The organism is Chryseobacterium sp. YIM B08800 (genome assembly GCF_026163565.1).
Classification (GTDB): Bacteria; Bacteroidota; Bacteroidia; order Flavobacteriales; family Weeksellaceae; genus Chryseobacterium.
Map to the genome: position 1 here is coordinate 1 of NZ_JAPDKN010000007.1, position 24128 is coordinate 24128.

19 protein-coding genes are annotated in these 24128 nt (G+C 33.7%); 9 read left to right on the plus strand and 10 right to left on the minus strand.

The window, feature by feature from the left end; translation table 11 throughout:
* Positions 1-187: 187 nt before the first annotated feature.
* On the minus strand, positions 188-994 hold the full coding sequence (locus OEW74_RS03535; protein WP_265427182.1) for a hypothetical protein: 807 nt from the start codon (positions 992-994) through the stop codon (positions 188-190).
* A gap of 106 nt (positions 995-1100) precedes the next feature.
* On the minus strand, positions 1101-2414 hold the full coding sequence (gene ahcY / locus OEW74_RS03540; protein WP_265427183.1) for an adenosylhomocysteinase: 1314 nt from the start codon (positions 2412-2414) through the stop codon (positions 1101-1103).
* A gap of 162 nt (positions 2415-2576) precedes the next feature.
* Here ahcY and OEW74_RS03545 point away from each other — a divergent pair, with 162 nt between their 5' ends.
* A complete protein-coding gene (locus OEW74_RS03545; protein WP_265427184.1) occupies positions 2577-3107 on the plus strand; it encodes a HugZ family protein in 531 nt (176 codons plus the stop codon).
* Positions 3108-3486: 379 nt separating this feature from the next.
* Positions 3487-4101 carry a 4'-phosphopantetheinyl transferase family protein gene (locus OEW74_RS03550; protein WP_265427185.1) on the plus strand — a complete coding sequence of 205 codons (615 nt, stop codon included), beginning with the start codon at positions 3487-3489 and terminating at the stop codon, positions 4099-4101.
* On the opposite strand, the gene OEW74_RS03555 is transcribed toward OEW74_RS03550, so the two are convergent.
* From OEW74_RS03555 to porU, 3 genes are all read right to left on the minus strand, one after another.
* A complete protein-coding gene (locus tag OEW74_RS03555) occupies positions 4082-6346 on the minus strand; it encodes an FUSC family protein (RefSeq protein ID WP_265427186.1) in 2265 nt (754 codons plus the stop codon). The genes OEW74_RS03550 and OEW74_RS03555 overlap by 20 nt on opposite strands.
* Before the next feature lie 168 nt (positions 6347-6514).
* Positions 6515-7681, minus strand: a complete 1167-nt coding sequence (porV, locus tag OEW74_RS03560; RefSeq protein WP_074229775.1) for a type IX secretion system outer membrane channel protein PorV — start codon at positions 7679-7681, stop codon at positions 6515-6517.
* A gap of 56 nt (positions 7682-7737) precedes the next feature.
* Positions 7738-11640: a type IX secretion system sortase PorU gene (gene porU, locus OEW74_RS03565; protein ID WP_265427187.1), complete on the minus strand. Its 3903-nt coding sequence runs from the start codon at positions 11638-11640 to the stop codon at positions 7738-7740.
* A 165-nt stretch (positions 11641-11805) separates the two neighbouring features.
* On the opposite strand from porU, the gene gldJ reads away from it, so the two are divergent.
* Both gldJ and OEW74_RS03575 read left to right on the plus strand, forming a co-directional pair.
* The gene (gene gldJ / locus OEW74_RS03570; RefSeq protein WP_265427188.1) at positions 11806-13407 is read left to right on the plus strand and encodes a gliding motility lipoprotein GldJ; all 1602 of its coding nucleotides are present in this window, start codon (positions 11806-11808) and stop codon (positions 13405-13407) included.
* A gap of 127 nt (positions 13408-13534) precedes the next feature.
* A complete protein-coding gene (locus tag OEW74_RS03575; protein WP_265427189.1) occupies positions 13535-14806 on the plus strand; it encodes a UDP-N-acetylmuramoyl-tripeptide--D-alanyl-D-alanine ligase in 1272 nt (423 codons plus the stop codon).
* On the opposite strand, the gene OEW74_RS03580 is transcribed toward OEW74_RS03575, so the two are convergent.
* Positions 14799-15410, minus strand: coding sequence for an NUDIX hydrolase (locus OEW74_RS03580; RefSeq protein ID WP_265427190.1), 612 nt, complete (start codon positions 15408-15410; stop codon positions 14799-14801). The genes OEW74_RS03575 and OEW74_RS03580 overlap by 8 nt on opposite strands.
* Before the next feature lie 29 nt (positions 15411-15439).
* Here OEW74_RS03580 and OEW74_RS03585 point away from each other — a divergent pair, with 29 nt between their 5' ends.
* Entirely contained in the window at positions 15440-15829 is a 390-nt protein-coding gene (locus OEW74_RS03585) for a hypothetical protein (protein WP_034674362.1), read from the plus strand.
* A gap of 29 nt (positions 15830-15858) precedes the next feature.
* On the opposite strand, the gene OEW74_RS03590 is transcribed toward OEW74_RS03585, so the two are convergent.
* The 4 genes from OEW74_RS03590 to OEW74_RS03605 form a co-directional block, all read right to left on the minus strand.
* Positions 15859-16908, minus strand: a complete 1050-nt coding sequence (locus OEW74_RS03590; RefSeq protein WP_265427191.1) for an anhydro-N-acetylmuramic acid kinase — start codon at positions 16906-16908, stop codon at positions 15859-15861.
* A 3-nt stretch (positions 16909-16911) separates the two neighbouring features.
* Complete coding sequence (lptC, locus tag OEW74_RS03595) at positions 16912-17508, minus strand: LPS export ABC transporter periplasmic protein LptC (protein WP_265427192.1); 597 nt, start codon at positions 17506-17508, stop codon at positions 16912-16914.
* A 2-nt stretch (positions 17509-17510) separates the two neighbouring features.
* Entirely contained in the window at positions 17511-18788 is a 1278-nt protein-coding gene (locus OEW74_RS03600) for a hypothetical protein (protein ID WP_265427193.1), read from the minus strand.
* Positions 18789-18921: 133 nt separating this feature from the next.
* On the minus strand, positions 18922-19512 hold the full coding sequence (locus OEW74_RS03605; RefSeq protein WP_265427194.1) for a hypothetical protein: 591 nt from the start codon (positions 19510-19512) through the stop codon (positions 18922-18924).
* 116 nt (positions 19513-19628) lie between these two features.
* Here OEW74_RS03605 and OEW74_RS03610 point away from each other — a divergent pair, with 116 nt between their 5' ends.
* The 4 genes from OEW74_RS03610 (at position 19629) to OEW74_RS03625 (ending at position 23963) form a co-directional block, all read left to right on the plus strand.
* The gene (locus tag OEW74_RS03610) at positions 19629-20747 is read left to right on the plus strand and encodes an ATP-binding protein (RefSeq protein WP_265427195.1); all 1119 of its coding nucleotides are present in this window, start codon (positions 19629-19631) and stop codon (positions 20745-20747) included.
* 169 nt (positions 20748-20916) lie between these two features.
* Positions 20917-21543, plus strand: a complete 627-nt coding sequence (locus tag OEW74_RS03615; RefSeq protein ID WP_265427196.1) for a TetR/AcrR family transcriptional regulator — start codon at positions 20917-20919, stop codon at positions 21541-21543.
* Positions 21527-22840, plus strand: a complete 1314-nt coding sequence (locus tag OEW74_RS03620; RefSeq protein ID WP_265427197.1) for a TolC family protein — start codon at positions 21527-21529, stop codon at positions 22838-22840. Before OEW74_RS03615 ends, OEW74_RS03620 begins: the two co-directional genes overlap by 17 nt.
* Positions 22841-22859: 19 nt before the next feature.
* The gene (locus tag OEW74_RS03625; RefSeq protein WP_265427198.1) at positions 22860-23963 is read left to right on the plus strand and encodes an HlyD family secretion protein; all 1104 of its coding nucleotides are present in this window, start codon (positions 22860-22862) and stop codon (positions 23961-23963) included.
* The last annotated feature ends 165 nt before the right edge of the window (positions 23964-24128 follow it).

Consider the following 24128-nt stretch of genomic DNA (forward strand, 5'->3'; position numbering starts at 1 on the left):
AATTTATAAATCTGTCTTTCTTAATACAAACTTACCATAGAAGCGACATCCTTTTTTTGGAATGGAGAAACCTCATGGGTTTTCAAAACCTATGAGGTTTAGCTTTGGAGAAAAAAAGATACAGCGGATAGCGGGAAATAGCTTCTAAAAAAACAAAACTCTCCAAAAAGGAAAGTTTTGACTGGTTTTATTGAGTAATATATTCGTAATTATACTTTACGTAATTAGCTCCACTTAGGCTTTTTCCAATGACTTGTGTGGGTAATTGAGCACTATTATATGTAATCTCATACACCAGATTTTGATTTAGCACCCAGTTTCCTGCACTGTCTTTAAAGCTGATTTTTTCTGAAGTGTAATTATTTTTGCTTAATGCATAAGCGCCACCCATCATTATTCTAAAATATTTGTTGGTAAAAGTATACGGATTGAGCTGATTGTCATATAGATATTCATTTTTTGTGAAAAAAGTAATCGTACCACCCAATTCTGAAGTTTCCACTGTAATATTGTCTCCATTGTAAGTATATGAAGAGATACTAGGATTGCTGCAGTTTGCAGTTTGACAAAGGGTAGAGGTCGCTACTTTTCCGTTGCTATAGGTATAATTGATTGTTCGGTTTAAGCTTGTGTCACTGTAAATAGCTTTTACATTTTGAAGCTGATCATTATTATAAGAGTAAAGCGTATAATACTCTAGCGTACCATCGGTCTTATAATAATTGGTTTTTACCGGCTTTCCGGAAGAATCGTATTCGTTGATTGATGATCTTCCATCAGACAAGGTTTTTATCAATTGCCCCTGACTATTATATTCCAAAGTTGAAACTGTGGTTTGAGGACTTGCAGGATTATCGTAATAAACCGTCGTAATTTTACTTAACAATGTTCTTTGTTGTACAGGATCTGTGATTGTCTCATTTTCAACAGTATCGCTACAACTATTAAAAATAAATGCACTTCCCATTAAGCTAAGGAAAATATTTTTTTTCATACTTGAATTTTTATAGGACAAAAGTAACAAAAAATTACAATAATAAAAAATCCCACTATTTTGAATAATGGGATTTGAAATGCTGAGCTTTGCGAAGCATGACTTTTTAGTATCTGTAATACTCTGGTTTGAAAGGCCCTTTCACGTCAACACCGATGTACTCAGCTTGTTCTGGTGAAAGAGTTTCTAATTCTACGCTTAATTTCTTAAGGTGAAGAGCAGCTACTTTTTCATCTAAATGTTTTGGCAACATGTACACTTCGTTTCCGTAAGCTTCAGAATTGTTCCAAAGTTCGATTTGAGCCAAAGTTTGGTTAGAGAAAGAGTTAGACATTACAAAAGATGGGTGACCTGTAGCACAACCAAGGTTTACCAATCTACCTTCAGCAAGAATAATTACTTCTTTACCTTCGATGGTGTAGATGTCAACTTGAGGCTTCACTTCAGATTTTGTAGAACCATAGTTTTCGTTCAACCAAGCCATATCGATTTCGTTATCGAAGTGACCGATGTTACAAATAATCGCTTTATCTTTCATTTTAAGGAAGTGTTCTCCTCTTACGATGTTGAAGTTACCGGTTGTAGTGATGATAATATCTGCGTTATCAACTACAGTATCTAATCTTTTTACTTCGTAACCGTCCATTGCAGCCTGAAGCGCACAAATCGGGTCGATTTCAGTAACCGTAACGATAGAACCAGCTCCTCTGAAAGATGCAGCAGTACCTTTACCTACGTCTCCGTATCCGCAAACTACCACTCTTTTTCCGGCAAGCATTACGTCAGTCGCTCTTCTTACAGCATCTACTGCAGATTCTTTACATCCGTATTTGTTGTCGAATTTAGATTTAGTAACTGAATCATTTACGTTGATTGCAGGCATTACCAAAGTTCCGTTTTTCATTCTTTCGTACAATCTGTGAACACCAGTTGTAGTTTCTTCAGAAAGTCCTTTGATGTCTTTTGTAAATTCTGGGTATTTATCAAAAACCATGTTTGTTAAATCTCCACCGTCATCCAAAATCATGTTCAATGGTTTTCTGTCTTCACCAAAGAAAAGAGTCTGCTCAATACACCAGTCGAATTCTTCTTCGTTAAGACCTTTCCAAGCATAAACCGGAATTCCTGCAGCAGCGATTGCAGCAGCAGCGTGATCTTGTGTAGAGAAAATGTTACAAGAAGACCAAGTAACTTCAGCACCAAGGGCAACCAAAGTTTCGATTAGAACTGCAGTCTGGATCGTCATGTGAAGACATCCTGCGATTCTTGCTCCTTTTAGTGGTTGAGATGGTCCGTATTCTTCACGGATTGACATCAAACCTGGCATTTCTGCTTCTGCAAGGGTAATTTCTTTTCTTCCCCATTCTGCTAAGGAAATGTCCTTAACTTTATAAGGAACGTATTGTGTTGTTGTACTCATATCTTATGAATAATTTAATTTCTAATTATAAAGTGCAAAATTACAACATATAATTTAGATACAAAAACAAGCCTTCAACTTCCTTTTTATGAGATATTACAGAGTTAATTTTATTTATTTTAAATCTAAATAATGTATTTTTGCATAAAATAAATCTCTATTATGAATCATACAAATACTCAGGAAGAAGCTCAAAGACAGGCAAAACCTCTTGCTCCTAAAGTAAAAGAATTGGTAGAAAGAACTAAAAGTATCATTTTGGCAACAGTAGATGCTGAAGGAACGCCTAATTCTAGTTACGCTCCTTTTGTACAGGTAGAAAATACTTTTTATATTTTAGTTTCTTTCATGGCAAAACATACAAAGAATCTTGCTGACGGTAGAAAAACGTCAATCATGTTCATCGAAGATGAGTCTGCTACAAAGCAAATTTATGCAAGAGAAAGATTAACGATTGAAGCTTCTACTTCTCAGGTTGAAAGAGATTCTGAAACCTGGAATACTGTTGTTTCTCAATTAAAAGAAACTCACGGAAAAGTGGTTGACGTAATTTCTGAAATGAAAGATTTTATCTTAATCGGTCTTCATCCAACAAAAGGTTCTTATGTTAATGGTTTCGGAAGTGCTTATTTCGTAGATGAAAATCTTGAGATTATGGAGCACAGAAACGACCAGAATCACCAAGCGAAGTAATTTGCTGGAATCTGGATGCGAGAAGTTTTACTACTAACTGCTTTAGTTTTTTTTAGCTTTAAATAATATTGAATTCACTTGAGTCTTAGGATTTAAGTGAATTTTTTTGTTCATTAAATTTTTTAACGCAAAGATTTATAAGTTTTTTTAAAATTTTTAGGGGAGCAAAGTTTAATCAACAAAGTTGATTTGATAAAGCGAACGTCTATGCGAAAGCTTTATCAGCGACTTGTCGCAATTTTTTTGCTCACTTAAAATAATTAATTAAAAAAATAAAATCTCTGCGTTAAAAAAACAGTAATCTATCTTGAGACTTCCATCATCCAACTTCAACTTCCAACCAAAATTTTTTCACTAATTTTACCCAATAAACAAACCCATGCCTCTTTACCGAGATTTTTCTGATGATACTGCAACCATTCTGGTCTGGAAATATGACGAGAATGATGAACTCAATATTGACGAGCTTTTAGAGCCCGAAAATGCCGAAAAAGTAAAAGATTATCATCCTAAAAAATTGCTGGAAGTTTTAATGGTCAGAAAACTTTTGAAAAGTTTAAAACCTAATTCGAAAATTCTGTACAAAGAAAGAGAGCCATTTTTGTCTCCGAAAGATGCCGAAATTTCTATCACCCATTCTTATCCTTTTGCAGCGATTGCCATTTCTAAAAATAAAATAGGAATTGATATTGAAAAATTTAATCCTAAAATTTTAAGGGTAATAGACAAATTTACGTACGAAAATGAAAGAGGTTTTATTCCTTTTGATACGGAAGTTGTTTTTTATACTATTATTTGGAGCGTGAAGGAAAGCATGTACAAAATTCATCATTCTAAACATTGGTCGCTGAAAAAGCATTACGAAGTAAGACCGTTTGAATTAAAACATCTTCACTCAATAAAATGCAGAGTTCATGATGATCAGATTTCAGACGAACTCAAAGCAAGAGTGGAATTTTTCGATGAATATTGTTTTACGATTGTGGAAGAGTAGAGTTTTCTTCGTTTCTGTACTTTTCGATTACTTTTCGCTGTTCTTTGGCAACATCATAAATCAACTCCAAAACATCGTGGATATTTTTCAGCTCGGTTAAGTGAGAAATTTTGTTAGGATCTCTTGTGTCGAAATGTTCTTTTTCCAGAAGTTCGGTTTTTCTTTTGTGAAGCATATTTTCAATTGAAGAATCTTCGGGTTCAAGACGGCTGTCCATTCTTAAACTTTCGGTGATCTTGTCCCCATTTAATATTGCTGAAACCTGATTCATTTCAGATTCTATTTTTTTACTCCAGCTTTCAGAGTCTATTTCCGGATATTCTTGATCGCTTTTGGCATATTGAGATAATGAAGCCGTATAAGCTGTGATCAAATGTGAAGTTGCCACAAACTGATGTACTACTTCGAGTTTTTTCTGCTGATTTTTTGGATCAGAAATCATTCTCTGGAAATTATCCGAAAGATTGGCTAAAGAAATGATCGCATTTTTACGTTTTACTTTATAGTCTTCTACATTAAAACCATCATTCAAAAACTTAGACATTACGCTGTGAAAATACGTGAGATTAGATTCTGCAGATTTTTTCATTAAATCTAAATTCTGTGTATGTTCCCAAACAGGAAGTACGATATATGAAACAAGAAAAGCGATAATTCCTGCGATGAAAGTATCTACAATTCGGTCTTTAAAAATAACATTTACATTTCCCGGATTTAAGAAATTAAAACTCATAAAAACATAAATTGTCATAAACAAAACCGCCCAAAAATATTTTCCTTTCAATAAACTGAAACATAAAATCATGCTCAATAAAAGAATAGCGAAAAGCACAGCATTAATGTGGATAAAATGCAATAAACCATAAGCAATCACTGCTCCTGCAACCGTTCCGTAGAAACGCAGAAGATTTCTCTGTTTGGTAATAGAATAGGCCGGTTTTAAAATAGCAACAATGGTAATTAAAATCCAATAAGTATGACCAATCTCTACGAACGGAAGCAAAGAAACTAAATATCCCAATAAAAGCGCAATAGTAATTCTTATCGCATGACGAAAATGTGATGAGGTAAGAGAAATATTACTTTTTAAAACCTTAAAATTAATTTTCTCTTCTTTAGGCATAAATTTCTTTAAATCTAAACCTGTAGAAAGACTTTTCGCCAGTTTTACATTCTGAGAAAAAACTTTATAAATCTCATTGATTTCTTTGGTAATTTCGTTGATACGCATCATAATTTGGCGTAGAATCATGAAATTTTCCAAATTCTCAGGAGTCATTTCCTTATTTCTTAATTCGAAATAATGTACATTAAGCTCATGAAAGCGTACTTCAAGATTGAATATTGGTCTTGCTCGTGTGCTACTTTGCAGAGAAATACCAATGTTGGCAATTTCTTCGGAAAGGATATTTAAATAATCATGAATTTTAACTAAAATCTCGGTGTCTTCAAAACTTTCCTGGAGCTTTTTGTAATCGCTTTCAGAGGTCATTAGTTTTTCGTGAAGGTCCATTGAATTCAGAAACATCAGCATCAATAATCTGCTTATTGTTGTAGATTCATTGACGAGAGTTCTTGTTTTAAAAACTGTTTCACGGGTTTCTTCCTGAAGGTTTTTAATTCCAATTTGCTTTGTTATAACTTGTAAACTGAGCTTATCAAAATCAGGGTTTTTTTGGTAATAATTTGCTTTAATTTTAAGAAATTCTGCAAGCTGAAGATAATTTTCACCAATCATCTGACTTGCTAACTTATAGGGCTGAATCGTAGTTACGATAAGGAAAATCAGTAGAAACCAAATGCATCCTGCTGCAAAAATCAGTAAGCTTTTCAGAATATTGGCTCCGGTTAAATGACCATCAATAAAGATGGCTAAAACGACTAAGGCTAATGAACCTACGGCGGCAAGCCTTTGCCCGTAAACTCCGATTAATGAGAAAAACATTCCGAAAACAATGACTTCCAAGAGTACAAGCGGAATAATTCCTTTCACCAGACTCGCAATTGACGCAACAACGACAAAGCAGAAAATAGCAAAGGTTAATGAGTTTCTACGTCTGATAAATGGTCCCGGTTGATCGGTTAATGCTACAAAGCTGGTTCCCAAAGGAAAAAGAAAATATTCTTTGAGCAAACCAAAATAGGAGAGAACTAAACACGGAATCACCGTCGCCAATGTAATTCTTATGGAAGAATATACATATTGGCTGGTTACGATTTTTTTGAGCTCCGTAGAATAGTTCATATTACAAAAATAAGAGTTAAATGTGAATTGGCAGGTTTACTTGGTAAGTGAATTGTGAATTTTTATTTAAATATTTTGTTAAAGCAGACATAAAATGACAGCAAAGTACTCAAACAAAAAAAGCCTCATAAAAATGAGACTTTTTCAAAACTTTTATAGTATGTTTTTTTAATAATCTACATTTGAAGTTTCGTCACCAATGTTCCAAGTTAAACCGAAACGAATAGTGTTATCTAATGCTGTATTAATTTTAGACATATTAATTAAGTAAGATACATCAAGACCGAAAGAACGGTATTTTAAACCGATACCTGCAGTTGCAAACTGTCTTGCTCCCTGTTCTTCGCTTTCATGGAAATAACCTCCTCTAACTGCAAAAGCATTGTCATAAGAATACTCTAATGCACCACTATACATAATTGAATTGGTATTTTTGAAAGATTTTCCGATACCTGCCATTACTCCAACATTAGGAACCTGATAAATTGGCTGTCTTGTATTAGGATCCATACCTACATATTCTGATCCAGGAACCAAGATTTTTGATCCTTCTACAGAAAGACCTACTTTGTTCATGTCATCAAGATACATATCGTAACCCACACCAATTCTAGCCATTGTAGGAAGATAAGATCTAGAAGCCTCATCACCTGTATAGTCTAATTTCGGACCTAAGTTTGTAATTGAGAAACCTCCATTTATTTTACCATCCATATTTCCGAAGCTAGAAAACTTTGGAGATGTATAGTAACCAGAAACGTCTACCGCAAAAGTATTTGCCGGCTTCAGTGTAGTATCTGTGTTGAATCCTCCAGATAAATCTGAACGAATGAATCTACCTGTAACCGCCATAGAGTAAGAATCTGATAATTTCAAAGCATACGCAACGTCGATTGACATTTCGTTTGGTTTTGAAACCCCATTAGATGTTACTGTATTGTCTACACCAAGCTCAGTAAGTTCTACTTCCCCCATATTGAAGTAATAGATACTTGCAGAAATAGTAGATCTTTCTTCCTGACCTAAAAATTTATGGAAAGCACCGTACAATAAAAATACATCATTGGTTAATTTTCCCATATATGGAGTGTAGTTCAAACCTACAGAAGAACTAGTTCTGCTAAAAGGATATTTTGCCGCATTCCAGAATTGTGAAAATGCATCAGGTGAAGTTACCACACCCTGATCTCCCATACCTCCTGATCTTGCATCTGGTGCGATTCTAAGGAATGGAGCTCCGGTTAATACAGGTCTTACCTGACTCAAATCTTGTGCGTAGCTTAAAAAACCAGCACTCAAACCAATCCCTAAAAGCAGTTTAGTAGTTAAATTCATATGTTGTCTTTTATATATTATCAGTTTTTTATTGATATTGTTGATTAATTATTTATTTACTTCAAAAGTACCATTTTTTCTACAGCTGTAGCACTTCCTTTGCATTTTTCTTGATTTTGACTTTTTGCAAATATCTTAAAAATATACGTACCTTTTGCAACTGTGTCACCAAAATCGTCTTTTCCGTCCCACTCAATTGCCTGACGTGGCGTTCTAAAGCCCTGTAGGAACGGTTCTGCAACTACAACATTTGTTAAAGTTCTTACCAATTTTCCTGTAATTGTATAAATTTGAACGTTTACATCTAAAATATCATCACAATTATGTTCAAATTGAACATACGTTTTATTGGTAAATGGGTTTGGCCAGTTCAACGGTCTGTTTATAATTAAATGTTGATCGGCTTCATCTTTAACTTCAAAGTTTAACGTTTCAGTTGTCGAATTATTGTTGATATCCCAAACTTTAAATGTTAATTGATGTTGACCAATCGCCAAGTTTCTGAATGGGTAGGTTACATTTCCTTTTTGATAGTCTGCCAAAGCAGGGTTGATACATCCGTTTCCTTCACCTGAAGAGAAGAAATCATTCAAAACAATGGTGTTAATAATTTGACCGTCTAAATATACGGTAATGTCATGACCAACTCCAGAACCTGTAGAGTTTATTCCTGTATCGTCATTCAAACATGCCAAAAGCATAGGGTTTTGATCTGTAATTCCTCCATTTGCAAAATTGGTATTATTCATATACAATTTTATTTTTGGAGGTTCGTTATCGTTAATTCCGTTAGGATTAATATCTCCCACTTGTACAGGCTGGTTATTAAATACATCAATCGATTTATTATCTGCATATCCTAAGATTCTACCTTCTCCTACAGTATAATTGATGTCTTTAGGTACATAAAACTCTACAGTGAAAACCCCATTTACTGCTGTTCCAGAAGCTTTTACAATAGCACTTCCTTCTTCTTTATAACTTAAAACAGGAGTCATCCCGCCATCATTATTTAAGGTCGTTTTATTTAATTTTTTATCAAAAATATTGATAACAACCCTTCCATTGAAGCTGGTATCTACAACACCGCTTGCATTATTGATATGCCCCGTAATTTTCACAAAATCTAAACCTCTTATTAGTCCCGGAACAGGAGTTGTGATTTGATCAATGGCTAAACGTCTTGCTGGTCTGCTCAATTTCATTGCAGGATCACCAAGTAAGTTTACTTTCAAATGATCAGGATAAGGTCCTCTTGTTTTTTTTGCATTCAAGTGTACATCTCCAAGTGTTTTGAAGTCGTCACTATCAAGATCAAACATTTCATGCGTAAGAATATCTGTAAATTCTATACCGTAGCCTACACCTAGAGCTCGGCTAGAGGTAATCATTGTTGCCGGACCTCCTTGTTTTAGTTTTATAAACTGTTCTCCGGCAGAAAACGTTGAAGGCTCATCCCAAAGTGTAAACTCACAAGTAATGGTTGATACAAAAGGGAAACGGCTATAAACATTAGAAAAATTATTAGAATTCTGAATTTCAGTTGTTGTTAAAACTCTTTCCTGAGCCCATCCGTTAATACCACCATGCCCGAAATAGAACAAGTATAAACTGTTTCCTATATCATTAGAAATTGCCTGATTTACTTGTGGATATCTTTGTCCTCCTGCAGTACTTTGTGCTTGAAAACCATCCAAATAAAGTTTTCTTACATTATATTCTTTTAACAAATTGCTTGCAGGGATTTCAAAAATATCTTTAAGAACATTATCCATAATGTTATGGAAAGGCTGCCCTCCATCTCTGTCATCATCAACTACGAAATCCAATTTCATTTTCCATTCTCCAAAAGGAGTAGATTGTCCGGATAATGAATTATAATAGGCCAATGTTTTATCAACCATATTGGCTGCTTCAGTAGGATTGGCTGCCGGAATTCTACCTACTGGTACATCAGGAAGGTTATTTGTTATTTCTGCTGCAGTTTGTGGCTTGTTCATTACGATATAATCATCTGTAACAAACGAGTTCACAAAATCAGAAGAAGATTCGCTTTGGTAACTTGAAACAACGTTTGAGTTGCCCGAAACTCTGTCTTTATAATCATAAGATGTATCACCCAGTACAAATACATATTTAAGGCTTCCCAGTGGATTATTAAGTTTAGTCACAAAATCTCTTATAGCAGTAAGATCTCTGCTTCCACTACCAAATTCATTGTAAATCTTATCTGTGTCTACAATCTGAACGCTAAAGTTATTTTTAGTCTGATGATAGTTGGCAATTCTCTGAGCCTGACCCATCATTTGAGGCGTTGTAATAATTAAGTAATCTACATTTTGTAATGCTGAAAGGTTTTGATTGGCTATTCTTCCCACAAATTGAGGTGAAAACGCAGCATCGGCTCTGAAAGCTACAAACTCATTATTGAAATTAGGATCAGAAGTAGTGTATCCAAAATTAAAATTTCCACTTCCAGGAGCTTTATTAACTCTTCTGTTGGCATTTGTAATGTCAGTTACATCCCAAACCTGTTCTAAATTTCCTGTATTTGAAATGCTAAAACCATAATTCGTGTTGGTTCCACTCGCTAAAGAAAAATCTCTGAAGTTCATCTGAGATCCGTTGAATCTTAAATCGTCTTTATATTGTATCTCCGCATAATCCAAATAAAAAGATCCATTTGGATTGGTCGAAATATTGGGTGCATAATTGATTGTAACCTGATTTCCTGATAGATTGGAAATAGTTCCGCTGTATCTTACAGGAAAAAAATCAAAATTACTGAATTGATCATTTTGAGGTACAATTTGTGGTGTAGATGGGTTTTGGGTATTGATATTAAATGCAATAGAGTTTTGCTGAGCCCTCCATCCTACAACCTGCGTTCTGTAACGGATAACGTCAGTTCCCTGAATAGCCGAACCTAAGTTGAAAGTTACCGCTTTGTCGGTTGTGAAATTTTGGTCTTCAACCCAAACTCTTCCTACTTTTAGTAAGTTTTTCTGATCATTATTAATCACCTGATAATTATCAAATCTTGAAATAGGTGCTGTTGCAGGAAGATTTAGATCTATGTTTTGTACTCTTTTTCCCGCTCCTTTATCAAAATTAATATAGTAGTAAGAAAAATCTTCGTAGATGTTTTTTACGTTTTCACTTTGATCAGTCAGCCTTGTTTCGGTTCTTTTAAAACCATTTCCATTTGTTTTGTTGTAGAGGTTGTATCCATTTGGTCCTTGAGCATAAAATAGTGCATAATCACCATCATTCCAAACGTTGTCATCTTCACCAACCACCTGAATGGCATTTTCCTGTAAAGCACTGTATTTTGGATCTTGGTTAAACTCAGGAAGCATTACCCCTCCGTTTCCGTAGATTCTGAAATTTTTCGGATTGATATTGGCCGGATTCATTCCATTATCTCTCAAAAACTGAGCAGTTATTTTAAAAATCCCCGATTTATCAACTTTGATTTTATAAAAACCACCACTTGATAAAGGGTTTTGAGTAGTTCCTACTTTACTGGCAGATAAAGGAGCTGATGAATTGCTTTCAGAAATATCGAAAGAAGAAAGTCTTAAAACTTTTCCTTTAACATTTTTGAACAATCCTACCTGTATACTCGCATATCTCTCTCCTTTAGAATAGTAATAACTGATAGTTGAAATGTCAAAATCCTGAAGAAGATCTTTATTCAGTTCAAATAAATCCTTAGCAGAAACAGGTTCCCAAATAAGATTAGAAACACGAAGCTGCTTTTCACCTACTTTTTGTTTATTAAATATAAAAATATTATTTTGGCTGTACGAAAAACCTTCGTTTTTGAAATTTGGAAGATTCTTTTTGGTATCACCATAATCTTGAATTTTGGCTCCGTCCCAATTAATGGGTACTCGCTGAGCCCAAGAGGTTGATACAAAAGCAAATACAAGTAAGAGAGTGATTTTTAGTCTCATGTTGATGTTTGAAATTTCTAAATTACAAAATAAATGAAAATTTTATAATTAATATGTGATACCATAAAATTAATTTGTTAAGATTTTTCAAAAAAATCAAATCTTTATTTGATTTATTGAATAATTTATTTTTTCTTTGTACTTTGAATAATATTTATATCGACTATGAAAAAACTAAAGTTGTTTTCATTAATAGCATTGAGTTCTACACTTGCATTAACTAGCTGTGGTGGTTCTGGGACTTCCGGAGGCGGGGGTACCAAAAAATTTGTCAGTAAGACAGGTTGGAAACCAAACGAAAAACAGGGTTGGTTTTTTGCAGGAAAGCAACAGAAGCAAAAAGGTTGGCCGGGAATGGTATATGTTGAAGGAGGAACTTTTACAATGGGATTAGTGAAAGATGATGTAATGCACGATTGGAATAACTCGCCTCGCAGAATGCAGGTTAGTTCGTTCTTTATCGGTGAAACTGAGATTACTAACTACGAATACCGCGAATACCTTACATGGTTGAAGTATGTATTCCCTCCAAGTGATCCTAGTTATAAAGAAATTTACAACGGTGCTTTACCGGATACTTTGTTATGGGATAATAAATTATCTAGAAATGATCTTAACGAAACTTATTTCAGAGATCAAAACTATGATTATTATCCGGTAGTAGGAGTTTCTTGGACTCAAGCAAACAGATATTGTGAGTGGTTGACAGACAGAGCAAACGAAAAAGCTTTGATGCAAGCAGGTATTATTGCAAAAGATTTGTACATCAACGAATCTAATAACCAAGGTGGAACTGCATTTAATATGGATAAATTCAAATCGAATGATCCGGAAATGCAAGGGTACATCAATCAGCAAAGAATGAATCAAAGAACTGGTATGAAAACTACCAATCAAAGAATTCAGGCTGCAAACGGAGCTCCTAATGCTGCGATGGTTACCAAATTCAGACTTCCTTCAGAAGTTGAATGGGAATTTGCTGCTCTTGGTATGGAAAAAAACAGAGAGTACAACAATTATTTAGAGAAAAAACCTCAGGTAGATCTTCTTAGAGGTACCAAAGGTAAAAATAGAGGAATGATCCTTGAAAACTTCAAGCAAGGAAGAGGAGATTACTCAGGACCTGCAGGATGGAAAAATGACGGTGCTGCTCAGACTTCAGATGTAAGACAGTTCCCTACAAATAATCTTGGTATCTATGGTATGTTCGGAAACGTTGCTGAATGGACAGCAGATGTATACAGACCAATTATTGACGAATCTGGAAGCGACTTCAACTATTACAGAGGAAATATGCCTCAAGCTATCGTAAGAAACGGTGACGGAACTTACAAAATGGTAGAAGAAGGTAATATGAAATATGACACTTTAGCTGACGGAAGATTGGTTTACAAAAACTTACCTGGTCAGTTCGAGAGACAAACTGTTGCAGATTACAGAAATTACTTAGATGGTGACAGACAATCTTCATTAGATTATAGAAATGCAAGCGATTCTGCTGCTTCTTATAATATGTATAATGCTCCAGCTAAGAAATTTATCGTTGATGCAAATGGTAAAGTAGTGTTGCAAAAAGATACTAAAGACAGAACATCAGCTATTTCTAACGACATCAGAGTTGTGAAAGGTGGTTCTTGGCAAGATTCAGCATATTGGTTGGATCCGGGACAAAGAAGATACAAAAATCAGTCAGCTGGTTATGGTTGGATCGGTTTCCGTGTTGCACAAGATGCTAGAGTAAGCGACAAAGCTAGAACGAGAAGATAATATTTATCAAAATACTTAAAAAAAACCTCCCGTATTTTCGGGAGGTTTTTTATTTTTGAACCATGAAATTGCTCTATCATAATTAATACAGAGTTGGCAATTACATATAAAAACATATATTTTTCACATGAATACAGAACAGTTTTATCCTATCTTTTTAAAATCAAAAAAAATAACTATTGACAGTAGAAAAATGGAGAAGAATGATATTTTCTTTGCATTTTCCGGAGATAATTTTGATGCGGCAACTTTAGCTGAAAAAGCTGTTGATTCAGGCGCTTTAGCTGTCATTGTTGAAAATAAAGAGTTTGAAAATGCAGAAAAAAATATTTTTCATGTTCCTTCAACCTTAGAGTTTTTACAAGAGTTGTCTATACATCATAGAAATCAATTGAATATTCCGATTATTGGTCTTACCGGAAGTAATGGGAAAACTACTACGAAAGAGCTTATTCACGCCGTCCTTTCAGAAAAATATAATGTACAGTACACTTTTGGAAATTTAAATAATCATATTGGTGTTCCGTTGACTATCCTTTCCATTAAGCCGGAACATGAAATGGCTGTTATAGAAATGGGAGCCAATCATCAGAAAGAAATAGAGTTACTTTGTACTATTGCACGCCCAGATTACGGATATATAACCAATTTTGGGAAAGCACATTTAGAAGGTTTCGGAGGGTTTGAAGGCGTTATAAAAGGAAAATCTGAGTTGTACGACTATCTTAAAAATACCAATCAAACTGTTTTAATTAATGAAAATGATCCTGTTCAGGTTGAAAAAACTCAGGATTACACACCAAAAATAACCTTTGGAAAAGCAGATTCTGATTATTATTTTGAGGCTTTTTCTGAAAATAATTTTGTCGGTTTACAATACCAAGATCAAAAAGCTTTATCAAAACTGACAGGAGAGTACAATTTTACCAATCTCTGTGCTGCAGCAAGTTTAGGGATGCACTTCGGAATAGATTTTAAACAAATTCAATCGGCTTTAGAATCATATACTCCAACCAATATGAGATCTCAGGTTGTGAAAAAAGATGATAAAACTTTAGTTTTAGATACTTACAACGCAAACCCGAGTTCGATGTCTGCATCACTGCATAATTTTGTTACTTTTGAAGGCTCAAAAACAATCGTTATCGGCGATATGCTTGAGTTAGGTGACGAAAGCGAAAAAGAACATCAGAGTATTCTTAAATTAGCTCAGGAGTTAGGTTTCAACGAAATTATTACTGTTGGAAAACAATTTAAAAACGTCAACAAAAATTCTGCGGCTTTTGAAAGTACAGATGAATTAATTCAATATTTAAAAGACAACAAAATTCAGTCAGAAAATATTCTGCTTAAAGCTTCTAGAGGGATTTCCTTAGAAAAAGCAATCGATTTTATTTAGATTTTGTATCCCAAAATTCATTAATAATCAATTTTATATTTTGAAAAGTGTTTGGAAAAACTTCATTCTCAATCTGAGTGGTGTTTTTCCAGGCAACTTCTGTAATTCCTTCTTCTAACTGAGGTTTTGAAGTGTCTTCACCATCAAAAAACATTTCAAACCAATGAGTGTGTTTCAAAACACGGTCTCCGTTTCTTTCAATGTAAATATGATAGGTTGTATTGATAAAATCTCTGAGCTCTACACTTTGTAGATTGGTTTCTTCCTCAATTTCTCTTATCGCAGATTCTTCACGAGATTCACCTTTTTCCATCTTGCCTTTCGGAAGATCCCATTTCCCTAATCTTCTGATGAAAAGGGTATCTCCGTTTGGCTTATTTACAATTCCTCCTGCAGCCTCAATAATTCTGAAAAGTTTTTTAAATTCTTTCCAGATCTCATCAATCTGTTCGCCATACACATTCAGCTCGGAAGTCGATGTATTCTGCAAAAGATCAAGGGCAATTTCTAAAGTTGTGAAACTTTCGTAATTTAAGACTTTCTCTAAGTTTTCAGGGTTCTTAGATATCAATAATTTTTTTTCGTTCACAAAAACTTTATACATTTGTAAGAATTTAAATACAAAAATAAAAAATGAATTTAGAAGGACGAAAAATTATTGTCAATAAATCATCTAAAGATTTATCTGAGTTGCTGAAATCTCCTGAAAATTATAAAGAATTTATGCCGGATGGTCTTCAAAAGTTTGAAACCAGAGAAGATGGCTTTAAATTCGGACTTCAAGGAATGCCTGAAATTGCACTCAAAATAGATGAAGTTACAGATGAAAAAGCTGTTTTGAAATCGGCTAGCTCAAGTTTAGACTTTGCCCTTACAGCAACTTTGAAGCCTTTGAACGAAAATCAGACTGAAGTACAGATGCTTTTTGAAGGGAAATTTAATCCTTTTATCAAAATGATGGTTGAAAAACCGCTTCAGAATTTCATAAATACTTTGACCGATAAAATAGAAGCTTATAAATAAAACGAAAACCTTCAGAAATGAAGGTTTTTTTATGCGATAATTCCGGAACTGTGATTGTGTGAACTTCCTGTAGCAGAAGCAAGAACATTGTTTTCGTTATTTAACCTGAGAACGCCCATAAAAGCAAAGATTAAAGCTTCTTTAAAATCAATAATCTGTTTTTCGGGAATCATGATTTCCGTATTTGTTTTTTGTTTTATTTTTTCGATCAGAAATTGATTGTAAGTTCCACCTCCTGTAAAAAGTACTTTATTAAACTGATGAATATTGAAGATTTTAGAAATTTGTTCGGCAGCGTGTTCTGTAAAAGTCGCTAAAACATCTAAATTTTCAATCCCTGAAAATAAAGGGAATACATTTGCATTGCACCATTCAATTCCCAACGATTTTGGGTGAGATTGAGCATAGAACTCCAATGAATTCAGCTGTTCTAATAATTGAGGATTAATATTTCCTTTTCTTGCTAAATCACCGTTTTCATCGTAATCTTGACCAAACTCCTGAACTAATTTATTTAAAACAATATTTACCGGAGCAATATCAAAAGCGATTCTATCGTCATTAATTTTAAAAGAGATATTCGAAAATCCACCTAAATTAAGACAGGCATCGTAATCCGAAAACAAAAGTTCGTCACCAATCGGAACCAAAGGCGCTCCGTTTCCGCCTAATAAAACATCCTGAGACCGAAAATCGTAAATGACTGGAATTTGAGTTTGTAATTTTATAGCTCTTCCGTCACCAATCTGAAGGGTAAATTTTCTTTGAGGCTGATGAAAAACAGTGTGACCATGAGAAGCAATCAAATCAATATCTGAAAGCTGATTTTTCATAATGAAATCTTTGGTGATTTCACCTAAATAAAATCCATATTCTGAATGTAGGGTTAATAAATCCTGTGAAGATAAGTGAATAGAATTTCTAAGCTGTTCTTCTAAAACTTTAGGGTAAGGAATCGTTTCAGCTTTGATGATTTCAAATTTCCAAGAAGAATTTTCTTTCCAAAATTTTGCAAAGCAAATATCTAAACCATCTAAACTGGTTCCCGACATTAATCCTATTGCTTTATAAACAGTCATTGTTTAAGGTCTTGGTTGTGCAATTTTAGCTTTGCTTACATCAAGATCCCCGGAATTGTTGAAAAATTTATATTCTGAGAAATCATCTTTAGCAGTCATTCCGTTTGCATGTACCATCGTAGAACCATCTTCCATTGTTGCATAAACAGTATCTCTTGTATAGATTCTGTTTTTTTTCTGATCCCAAAAAACACTTTGCGTAGCAAACCTTTGTCCTTCACTTGTAAGAATTCTTACATCACCTCTTGCTTCGTAGAATTTTTTATAGTCGTACATTTTTGCATATTTTGCAGTAATGTTTCCCGGTTTTTTAGGATTTTTTTTATCGAAAAATTCTATTTTCATTCCTTTTTTGGCAACAGTATACGGGCTGTCGATCAACTCGTATTTCTCAATAATCGGAGCCGTTGCTTTTAGTGTAATAAAACCAGAATCTCTCTGTATAATCTTTGCATTGTGAATAATCTGCGATGGAAAATTTTTTTCGTCACCTCCTTTTGGTTTTGTGAGGTCTTCTTCGCAGGATGTGAATATAAAAAATATAGCACAACTAAAAAGGTATGCTATATTTTTAAAATTTATGTTTGAAATAAAATTCATTCTTAGTTGTAAAGCTGTTTTCTAAACCATCTGTCAGCAAAATTGAAACCAACTTTCAGATTAACAAAATTTTGATTAATCAGATTGTTTTTAAGCGTTCCTCTTTTTCCTAATTCTATACCAATTTCAAGACCGCTCATTCTTGTGATACTGCTGTTTTTGAATGGTAGCATTACCCCTCCCGATATACCAAATTTATTAATGCTGTTTCCTGCAATTTCAAGGCTTCCTTTTTCATAGAAAGCTCCATAACGATAAACAACTCTTGAGAAGTAGCTTCTGAAGTTGTTGTAGTTTGGTAAATACCAACCTCCGGCAGAAATTCTGTAAGAATCTTGGTAATCAAAAGTATTACCGAAATAGTTGATAGATTCTCCTTTTTTATAATCAATCTGCCCTGAAAGGAACCAATGGTTTTCGCTTCCGTATCCTACACCGACAGAAGCCTGAAGAGGAAGTAGGTTGTTTGAGCTTGTATTCTTTTGGTCAATAATTGTTTCCCCACCTTTTACATCAACATCACTGTAATAATAAGTACTATTAATGTAATTAGTCGTCATATTACTTGTATTACCAAATGTAGCAGTTGCACCAATGGTCAATTTACGATCGGTACGTGTATTTATACTTTGATAGCTTGTACCTAATGTAAAGTTGAAGTTTTTAATGCTGTTTTTGGTTTCGTAGCCATTTATCAGTTCTGCAGTAGAAGTTGAAAATTCATTTAAATCATAAAGATTACCAAAATAATAATTGGCTCTTGCTCCTACAGCAAATTGAGAATTTATTTTATAAGATAAAGCTAATTGAGCCGTATTTAAAGTTCCGCTACCTTTGAATTTATTTCCATAAACAGTTCCATCAGCGATCGTTTCAGTATGAAGTACTTCATAGCTCTTAGAACTGTATGGTTGATAAAGGAATCCCATTTTTATTTTTGATGAAATAGGAAAAGCGATAGATATATTAGATAAATACGTAGAATGTTTGGTAGACTTCGTATTATTATAATCAGTTTTGAAGTAATTGTTTTCGTTAGTAGCTTCAAGTTTAATACTCGTTAACTCAAAATTACTGTTATTAGCAGGGTTTCCGAAGTTAAAATTACTGCTGAAATCACTTATAAAAGCAGTTGAGATCCCTCCCATAGAGGAAGTTTCAATCGTATTATCATATTTTACATCACCAATTCCGTAAGTTGCATAAGGCGAGTTGCTCAAACTTTGCGCGTTAAGGAAGTACCCCACTGAAATGAATGATAGTACAAAAATTTTTTTCATTCTAGATTTTTAAAATAATGCGCAAATATCTTAAATATTAATGAATTGTAAAAATTTACTGAGGTTAAAGTTTGTTAAGGCTAATAATATCGTATTTTTTTGAGAAAAGTGAATTCATAATATAAAATGTTATTTACCGATTGCTTTTTTTATTTTTTGAAATTATAAATTTAATTAAAAGAGCTATTAAAGTAATTGATATTATGGCAAAATATATTAGAGTTAATGCACTTTTGGCAACTGAAAAAAAACTTGTTAATTTTGATATTGTTATGCTAATATTTGGATAGCTGTTTAGTAAGATGATTATTCCAAAATTCTCCAAATAATCAAACATACCTGCAAAAATTGGGATTAAACAAAGATAAAATAATGGAGTGTCTTGTTTGTTGAGTTTTGTTATTATGAATACATATAATAAACAATATGTTATACCAAATAAACTAGGATAAATTAAATCTAATGGAATTTGTTTAAATAAATAAGCATCTCTTCCTTCCGTTCCTAATGTGCTAAACAAAAAATTAATGTAATCCTTATTATACCCTTCAGGAATCATATCTAAAATTTTCATCCCATTTGCATAAACCAATACTTTGGGAATTGTTATTGTTAGCATGATTGCGTATACAATATTTGTCAGAATAAAAAGTAATAAAATCTTCTTTTTGCTTAAATTTTTTGTGATGATGTTCTTTATCTTTGATATTTTTTTTTCCTTCATTTTGTGTTTGTTTTTTTTATTTTTTTCATGCTAAAATTACAAAAATATAATTTCGGCTACAAATTATCAGCTTAAAACAAACAATCCTTTTCCGACAAAACTCTTATCTTTGAAACATGAATTGGGAAAACATCGCCGGACAAGAAAACCTTAAAAAACTTCTTCAAGAAAGCATCACCGAAAACAGAGTAAGCCACGCCCAGCTTTTCATAGGAAAAGAAGGCTACGGAACAATGCCTTTGGTTTTAGCTTATGCAAAAGAAATATTGAAAGGTGAGAACGAACATGCTGCTTCAAAAGTAGAACATCTCAATCATTTAGATTTACATTTCAGCTTTCCTGTTTTTACTGATAACAGAAACTCATTAAGTAAAAATAAATTTGAGGAATTCAGAGAAATGATCTTAGATTTTCCTTATGCGAGTTTTGACGATTGGACCGCCGTTCTGGAATCTGAGAACAAACAATTCTTTATTTCTGCAGATGAAATCGATGAGCAAAATCAAAAATTTGCTTTAAAAAGTTTTGAAGGCGGAACCAAAATTCTCATCGTTTGGCGTGCTGATAAAATGAATACAGCGGCATCCAACAAGTTTCTTAAATTTTTGGAAGAACCGCCAGCAAAAACAATTATTCTTTTAACGGCAGAAAGCAGTGACGATATTTTACCAACGATTTTATCAAGAACGCAGCTAATTGAAGTTCCCAGAATCAATGATGAAGATTTGGAAGCTTATTTGAAAAATAAATTTAATGTTTCAACTGAAAAAGGGAAGGAGGTTGTGCATCAGTCACAAGGAAACCTCAATGATGCCGTAAAATTTTTAAGTTCTCAAGATAAAAATCCTGAGTTTGAGAAACTTTTTGTTCAGTGGGTTCGTGATGCCTTTATGGTGAAAAAGAAACCGGAATATCTTAAAAATATCATTATTTGGGCAAAAGAAATTGCAGGTTGGAACAGAGAAAAGCAAAAAAACTTTCTCAACTATGCCTCAGAAATTTTCAGATTGGCTTTGTTGCAAAATTATCAGTCGGAAGAATTAGTGTATAAAAAGATTGATGCCAATGGTTTCAACTGGACAGGTTTTTCAAAATTCATCAGTGGGGCAAATATTATTAACATTTTAGAAGAAATAAATACAGCCGATTTACATTTAACAAGAAACGGAAATCCTAAAATTGTATGGACAGATTTAGGAATTAAATTATCAAGATATATTCATAAAAATACATAATTGCTTTGTAATAGAGTATTATAGACGTTTTCAAGAAATTGAAAGCGTTTTTTTATTAACATAATTGAACGGTTTTCCTTAAAGAAAATTAAAAATAAATTAAAAAATCAATCAATCGTTTGATTTTAACAAAAAAGCGTTGTACATTTGCACCCGAAAATTACTAAAGATGATTTCAAAAGAAGAAAATATATTATTCGCTGCAGAAAAACTATTTGCGGAAAATGGTTTTCAGGGAACTTCTACTAGAGAGATTTCTAAAGCTGCCAATGTAAATATTTCAATGATTTCTTATTATTTCGGTTCTAAAGAAAAGCTTTATGAGAAATTGGTGGAGTACAGAATGAATGAAGGACAGTTTTTTTCTAAAGACCTTTTAGAAAGAACAGACATCAATGAATGGGAAAAGATTGAAAGAATTGTAGATCAGTTTGCAGGAAGAGTAAGACATCACAAATGCTTTTACAGAATAATGCAGAGAGAGCAGCTTCATACAGAAAACCCTCAGATTGTGGAATTTTTAAAGGAAACAAAAATGAGTTTCATTTCCATGTATTCTAAAATTCTGGAAAGCGGAATCCAAAAAGGAATTTTTACCAAAAACCCACCCATCTATTTATTACATTCTACGGTAAGCGGAACATTGTTTTACGCATCAAATGCCAAAGGAATGTATAAAGAATTTCTTAATAATACTGAAGATGAGGAGGCTTTTGAGGAAAAATATTATTCAGAACTCAAAGAACATATTAAATATATACTAAAAGACCTTTTAGGTTATGAAGAGAATAAATAACTCAGCTATTGTACTGTCCCTTTTCGTAGGAATGATGTACACCAATGCTCAGGAGAAAAAACAGTTAAGTCTTGATGAGGCGGTACAGTTGGGAATCCAGAACAGTAAAAATTTAAAAATAGATGCTGCCAAAATAGAAGAAGCTACAGCCGATCTTTTGGAAGCAAAAAACAGACAGCTTCCGGAGTTGAAAGTTTCGGGGAGTTATATGTATCTTCCGATAAAACCAAACATCGATCTGAAACTTCCCGGAGTTTCTGCAGCAGGCGGACCGGAAGTACATCAGGTTGCCTATGGTTCGGCAAATCTTAGCGTACCTATTTACAGCGGTGGAAGAATAAAATACGGAATTCAGTCCGCAAAATATTTGGTGGAAGCATCAAAATTGAGTACCGAAAATGATAAAATTGCAATTGCCTATAACGTTGCTCAGGCTTATAATAATTTGTTTAAAGCCAACCAATCGATTAAAGTTTTAGAAGAAAATCTTACCGCTTCTCAAAAAAGAGACGAAACTTTTCTTAAGCTTGAAAATAACGGAGTGATTGCTAGAAACGACCGTTTAAAAGCAAACCTACAGACTTCAAATATAGAACTGCAATTATTAGAAGCTAAAAACAATTACAACATTGCCAATATCAATATGGATTTGCTTCTTGGTCTTCCGGAAACTACGGAGATCGAAGTTGATCAAAACTATTTAGACGAATCTGATGATGTAAAACCTGTTGATTTTTATCTGAATGAAGCGAGAGAAAACCGTAAAGATCTTCAAGCTTTAGATCAGCAAAGAAAAGCTGCAGAATTGGGAACGAAATCTGCAAAAGCTGAAAACCTTCCTTCTATTGCATTTACAGGAGGTTATGTAGCGGCAGATATTCCGAAATTTTTAACGATTTACAATGCCGTAAATGTTGGAGTAGGAATTTCTTACAACTTATCAAATCTTTGGAAAGAAAATTCAGCTTTGAAGCAATCAAAAGCCAGAGAAATGCAATTGTCTGCAACCAACGAACTGTTGAATGACAATATTAAATTAGATGTCAACAGAGAATATCAAAATTCAGATTATTCTAAAAAAAGAATTACAGTTTTCGAAAAAGCAGCGGTACAAGCTAACGAAAATTACAGAATTACAAAAAATAAATATGATAACGGTCTTGCAACGATGACTGAATTATTGGATGCTGATGCAGCTCAGATTGCTGCAAACGTAGGCGTTATTAATGCAAAAGCAGATGCTGCATTGGCTTACAGAAAACTATTGCAGACTACAGGAACTTTAACAATTAAATAAAAACAGAACAATATCCAAAATGGAAAATAACAATACTCAAGCAACTGAACCAAAAAAGAAAAAAAGTTTAGTTTTCCCAATAATATTAGCGGTAGTAGTAATCGGTGGCGGAATTTTCGGTTACAGATCTTACACGTATGGTCAGTTTCACGAAGAAACGGATGATGCTCAGATCGCTTCTAACATGAATCCTGTAATTTCTAAAATCTCAGGATATGTAGCAGAAGTAAAAGTAAAAGACAATCAGTTTGTAAAAAAAGGTGATACACTGGTTATTTTAGATAATAAAGATCAGAAAATGGCTTTAGAACAAGCTCAGGCAGCTTTGTCAACTGCACAAAGCAATATTTCTTCTGCAAAGTCTTCTACTAATGCAACTTCAAAGAATATAAATAGCTCTCAGGCTGCTGTAGCAACAGCAAATGCACAAATTGAAGCAGCAAAAGTAAACGTTTGGAAAACTTCTCAGGATTTAAAAAGATATTCAGTTCTTGTAAAAGATCACTCGATTACAGAACAGCAGTACGAACAGGCTCTAGCTGCAAAACAGTCTGCAGATAAACAATTGCAGGTTTTAGTAGATACAAGAAATCAGATTGCACAACAAACAGGAATCGCTTCTTCTCAAACGGAAGCTAGTTCTCAACAGATTTCAGTTGCAGGATCGGTTGCGAAGCAAAGAGAAGTAGATGTGGAAAGTGCAAAATTAAATCTTTCCTATACAGTAATTACAGCTCCGGAAGATGGTTTTGTTGGGAAAGTTCCTATCCAGACAGGTCAGTTTTTACAGGCAGGTGCACAGTTATTTAGCTTGGTTAAAAATGATCAGAAATGGGTAATTGCCAATTTTAAAGAAACTCAGGTTGCTAAAATGGTTGAAGGACAAAAAGTGAAAATAGAAATTGATGCTTTTCCTGATATAGAATTTGAAGGAGTAGTAAGCTCTTTCTCTCCGGCAACAGGATCTACATTCTCTATTTTGCCTCCGGATAACGCAAGCGGAAACTTTGTAAAAGTTGTACAAAGACTTCCTATAAAAATCGATTTTGTAAAACTTGATCCAAACATTGCAAAAAGATTAAGAACAGGGATGAATGTGAAAGCAGAGGTTTCTTTAAAATAATATTGAAAAAGTTAGTTAAGTGAATTGTCAGTTTTGCGGAAGCAAGTCAATTATGAATGTTGAAGAATTAGATGCACGAAGATTGATGAAGGTTTTGATGATGACTGATGACAGATTGGAAATGAAGTAGTAAAGTTGGCCATGAAGTTGATAAACTATTGACAA

Excerpts from the sequence above, each read along its gene's own strand:
- OEW74_RS03535 (WP_265427182.1), bottom strand. The coding sequence starts at position 994 with ATGAAAAAAAATATTTTCCTTAGCTTAATGGGAAGTGCATTTATTTTT.
- ahcY (WP_265427183.1), bottom strand. The coding sequence starts at position 2,414 with ATGAGTACAACAACACAATACGTTCCTTATAAAGTTAAGGACATTTCC.
- OEW74_RS03545 (WP_265427184.1), top strand. The coding sequence starts at position 2,577 with ATGAATCATACAAATACTCAGGAAGAAGCTCAAAGACAGGCAAAACCT.
- OEW74_RS03550 (WP_265427185.1), top strand. The coding sequence starts at position 3,487 with ATGCCTCTTTACCGAGATTTTTCTGATGATACTGCAACCATTCTGGTC.
- OEW74_RS03555 (WP_265427186.1), bottom strand. The coding sequence starts at position 6,346 with ATGAACTATTCTACGGAGCTCAAAAAAATCGTAACCAGCCAATATGTA.
- porV (WP_074229775.1), bottom strand. The coding sequence starts at position 7,681 with ATGAATTTAACTACTAAACTGCTTTTAGGGATTGGTTTGAGTGCTGGT.
- porU (WP_265427187.1), bottom strand. The coding sequence starts at position 11,640 with ATGAGACTAAAAATCACTCTCTTACTTGTATTTGCTTTTGTATCAACC.
- gldJ (WP_265427188.1), top strand. The coding sequence starts at position 11,806 with ATGAAAAAACTAAAGTTGTTTTCATTAATAGCATTGAGTTCTACACTT.
- OEW74_RS03575 (WP_265427189.1), top strand. The coding sequence starts at position 13,535 with ATGAATACAGAACAGTTTTATCCTATCTTTTTAAAATCAAAAAAAATA.
- OEW74_RS03580 (WP_265427190.1), bottom strand. The coding sequence starts at position 15,410 with ATGTATAAAGTTTTTGTGAACGAAAAAAAATTATTGATATCTAAGAAC.
- OEW74_RS03585 (WP_034674362.1), top strand. The coding sequence starts at position 15,440 with ATGAATTTAGAAGGACGAAAAATTATTGTCAATAAATCATCTAAAGAT.
- OEW74_RS03590 (WP_265427191.1), bottom strand. The coding sequence starts at position 16,908 with ATGACTGTTTATAAAGCAATAGGATTAATGTCGGGAACCAGTTTAGAT.
- lptC (WP_265427192.1), bottom strand. The coding sequence starts at position 17,508 with ATGAATTTTATTTCAAACATAAATTTTAAAAATATAGCATACCTTTTT.
- OEW74_RS03600 (WP_265427193.1), bottom strand. The coding sequence starts at position 18,788 with ATGAAAAAAATTTTTGTACTATCATTCATTTCAGTGGGGTACTTCCTT.
- OEW74_RS03605 (WP_265427194.1), bottom strand. The coding sequence starts at position 19,512 with ATGAAGGAAAAAAAAATATCAAAGATAAAGAACATCATCACAAAAAAT.
- OEW74_RS03610 (WP_265427195.1), top strand. The coding sequence starts at position 19,629 with ATGAATTGGGAAAACATCGCCGGACAAGAAAACCTTAAAAAACTTCTT.
- OEW74_RS03615 (WP_265427196.1), top strand. The coding sequence starts at position 20,917 with ATGATTTCAAAAGAAGAAAATATATTATTCGCTGCAGAAAAACTATTT.
- OEW74_RS03620 (WP_265427197.1), top strand. The coding sequence starts at position 21,527 with ATGAAGAGAATAAATAACTCAGCTATTGTACTGTCCCTTTTCGTAGGA.
- OEW74_RS03625 (WP_265427198.1), top strand. The coding sequence starts at position 22,860 with ATGGAAAATAACAATACTCAAGCAACTGAACCAAAAAAGAAAAAAAGT.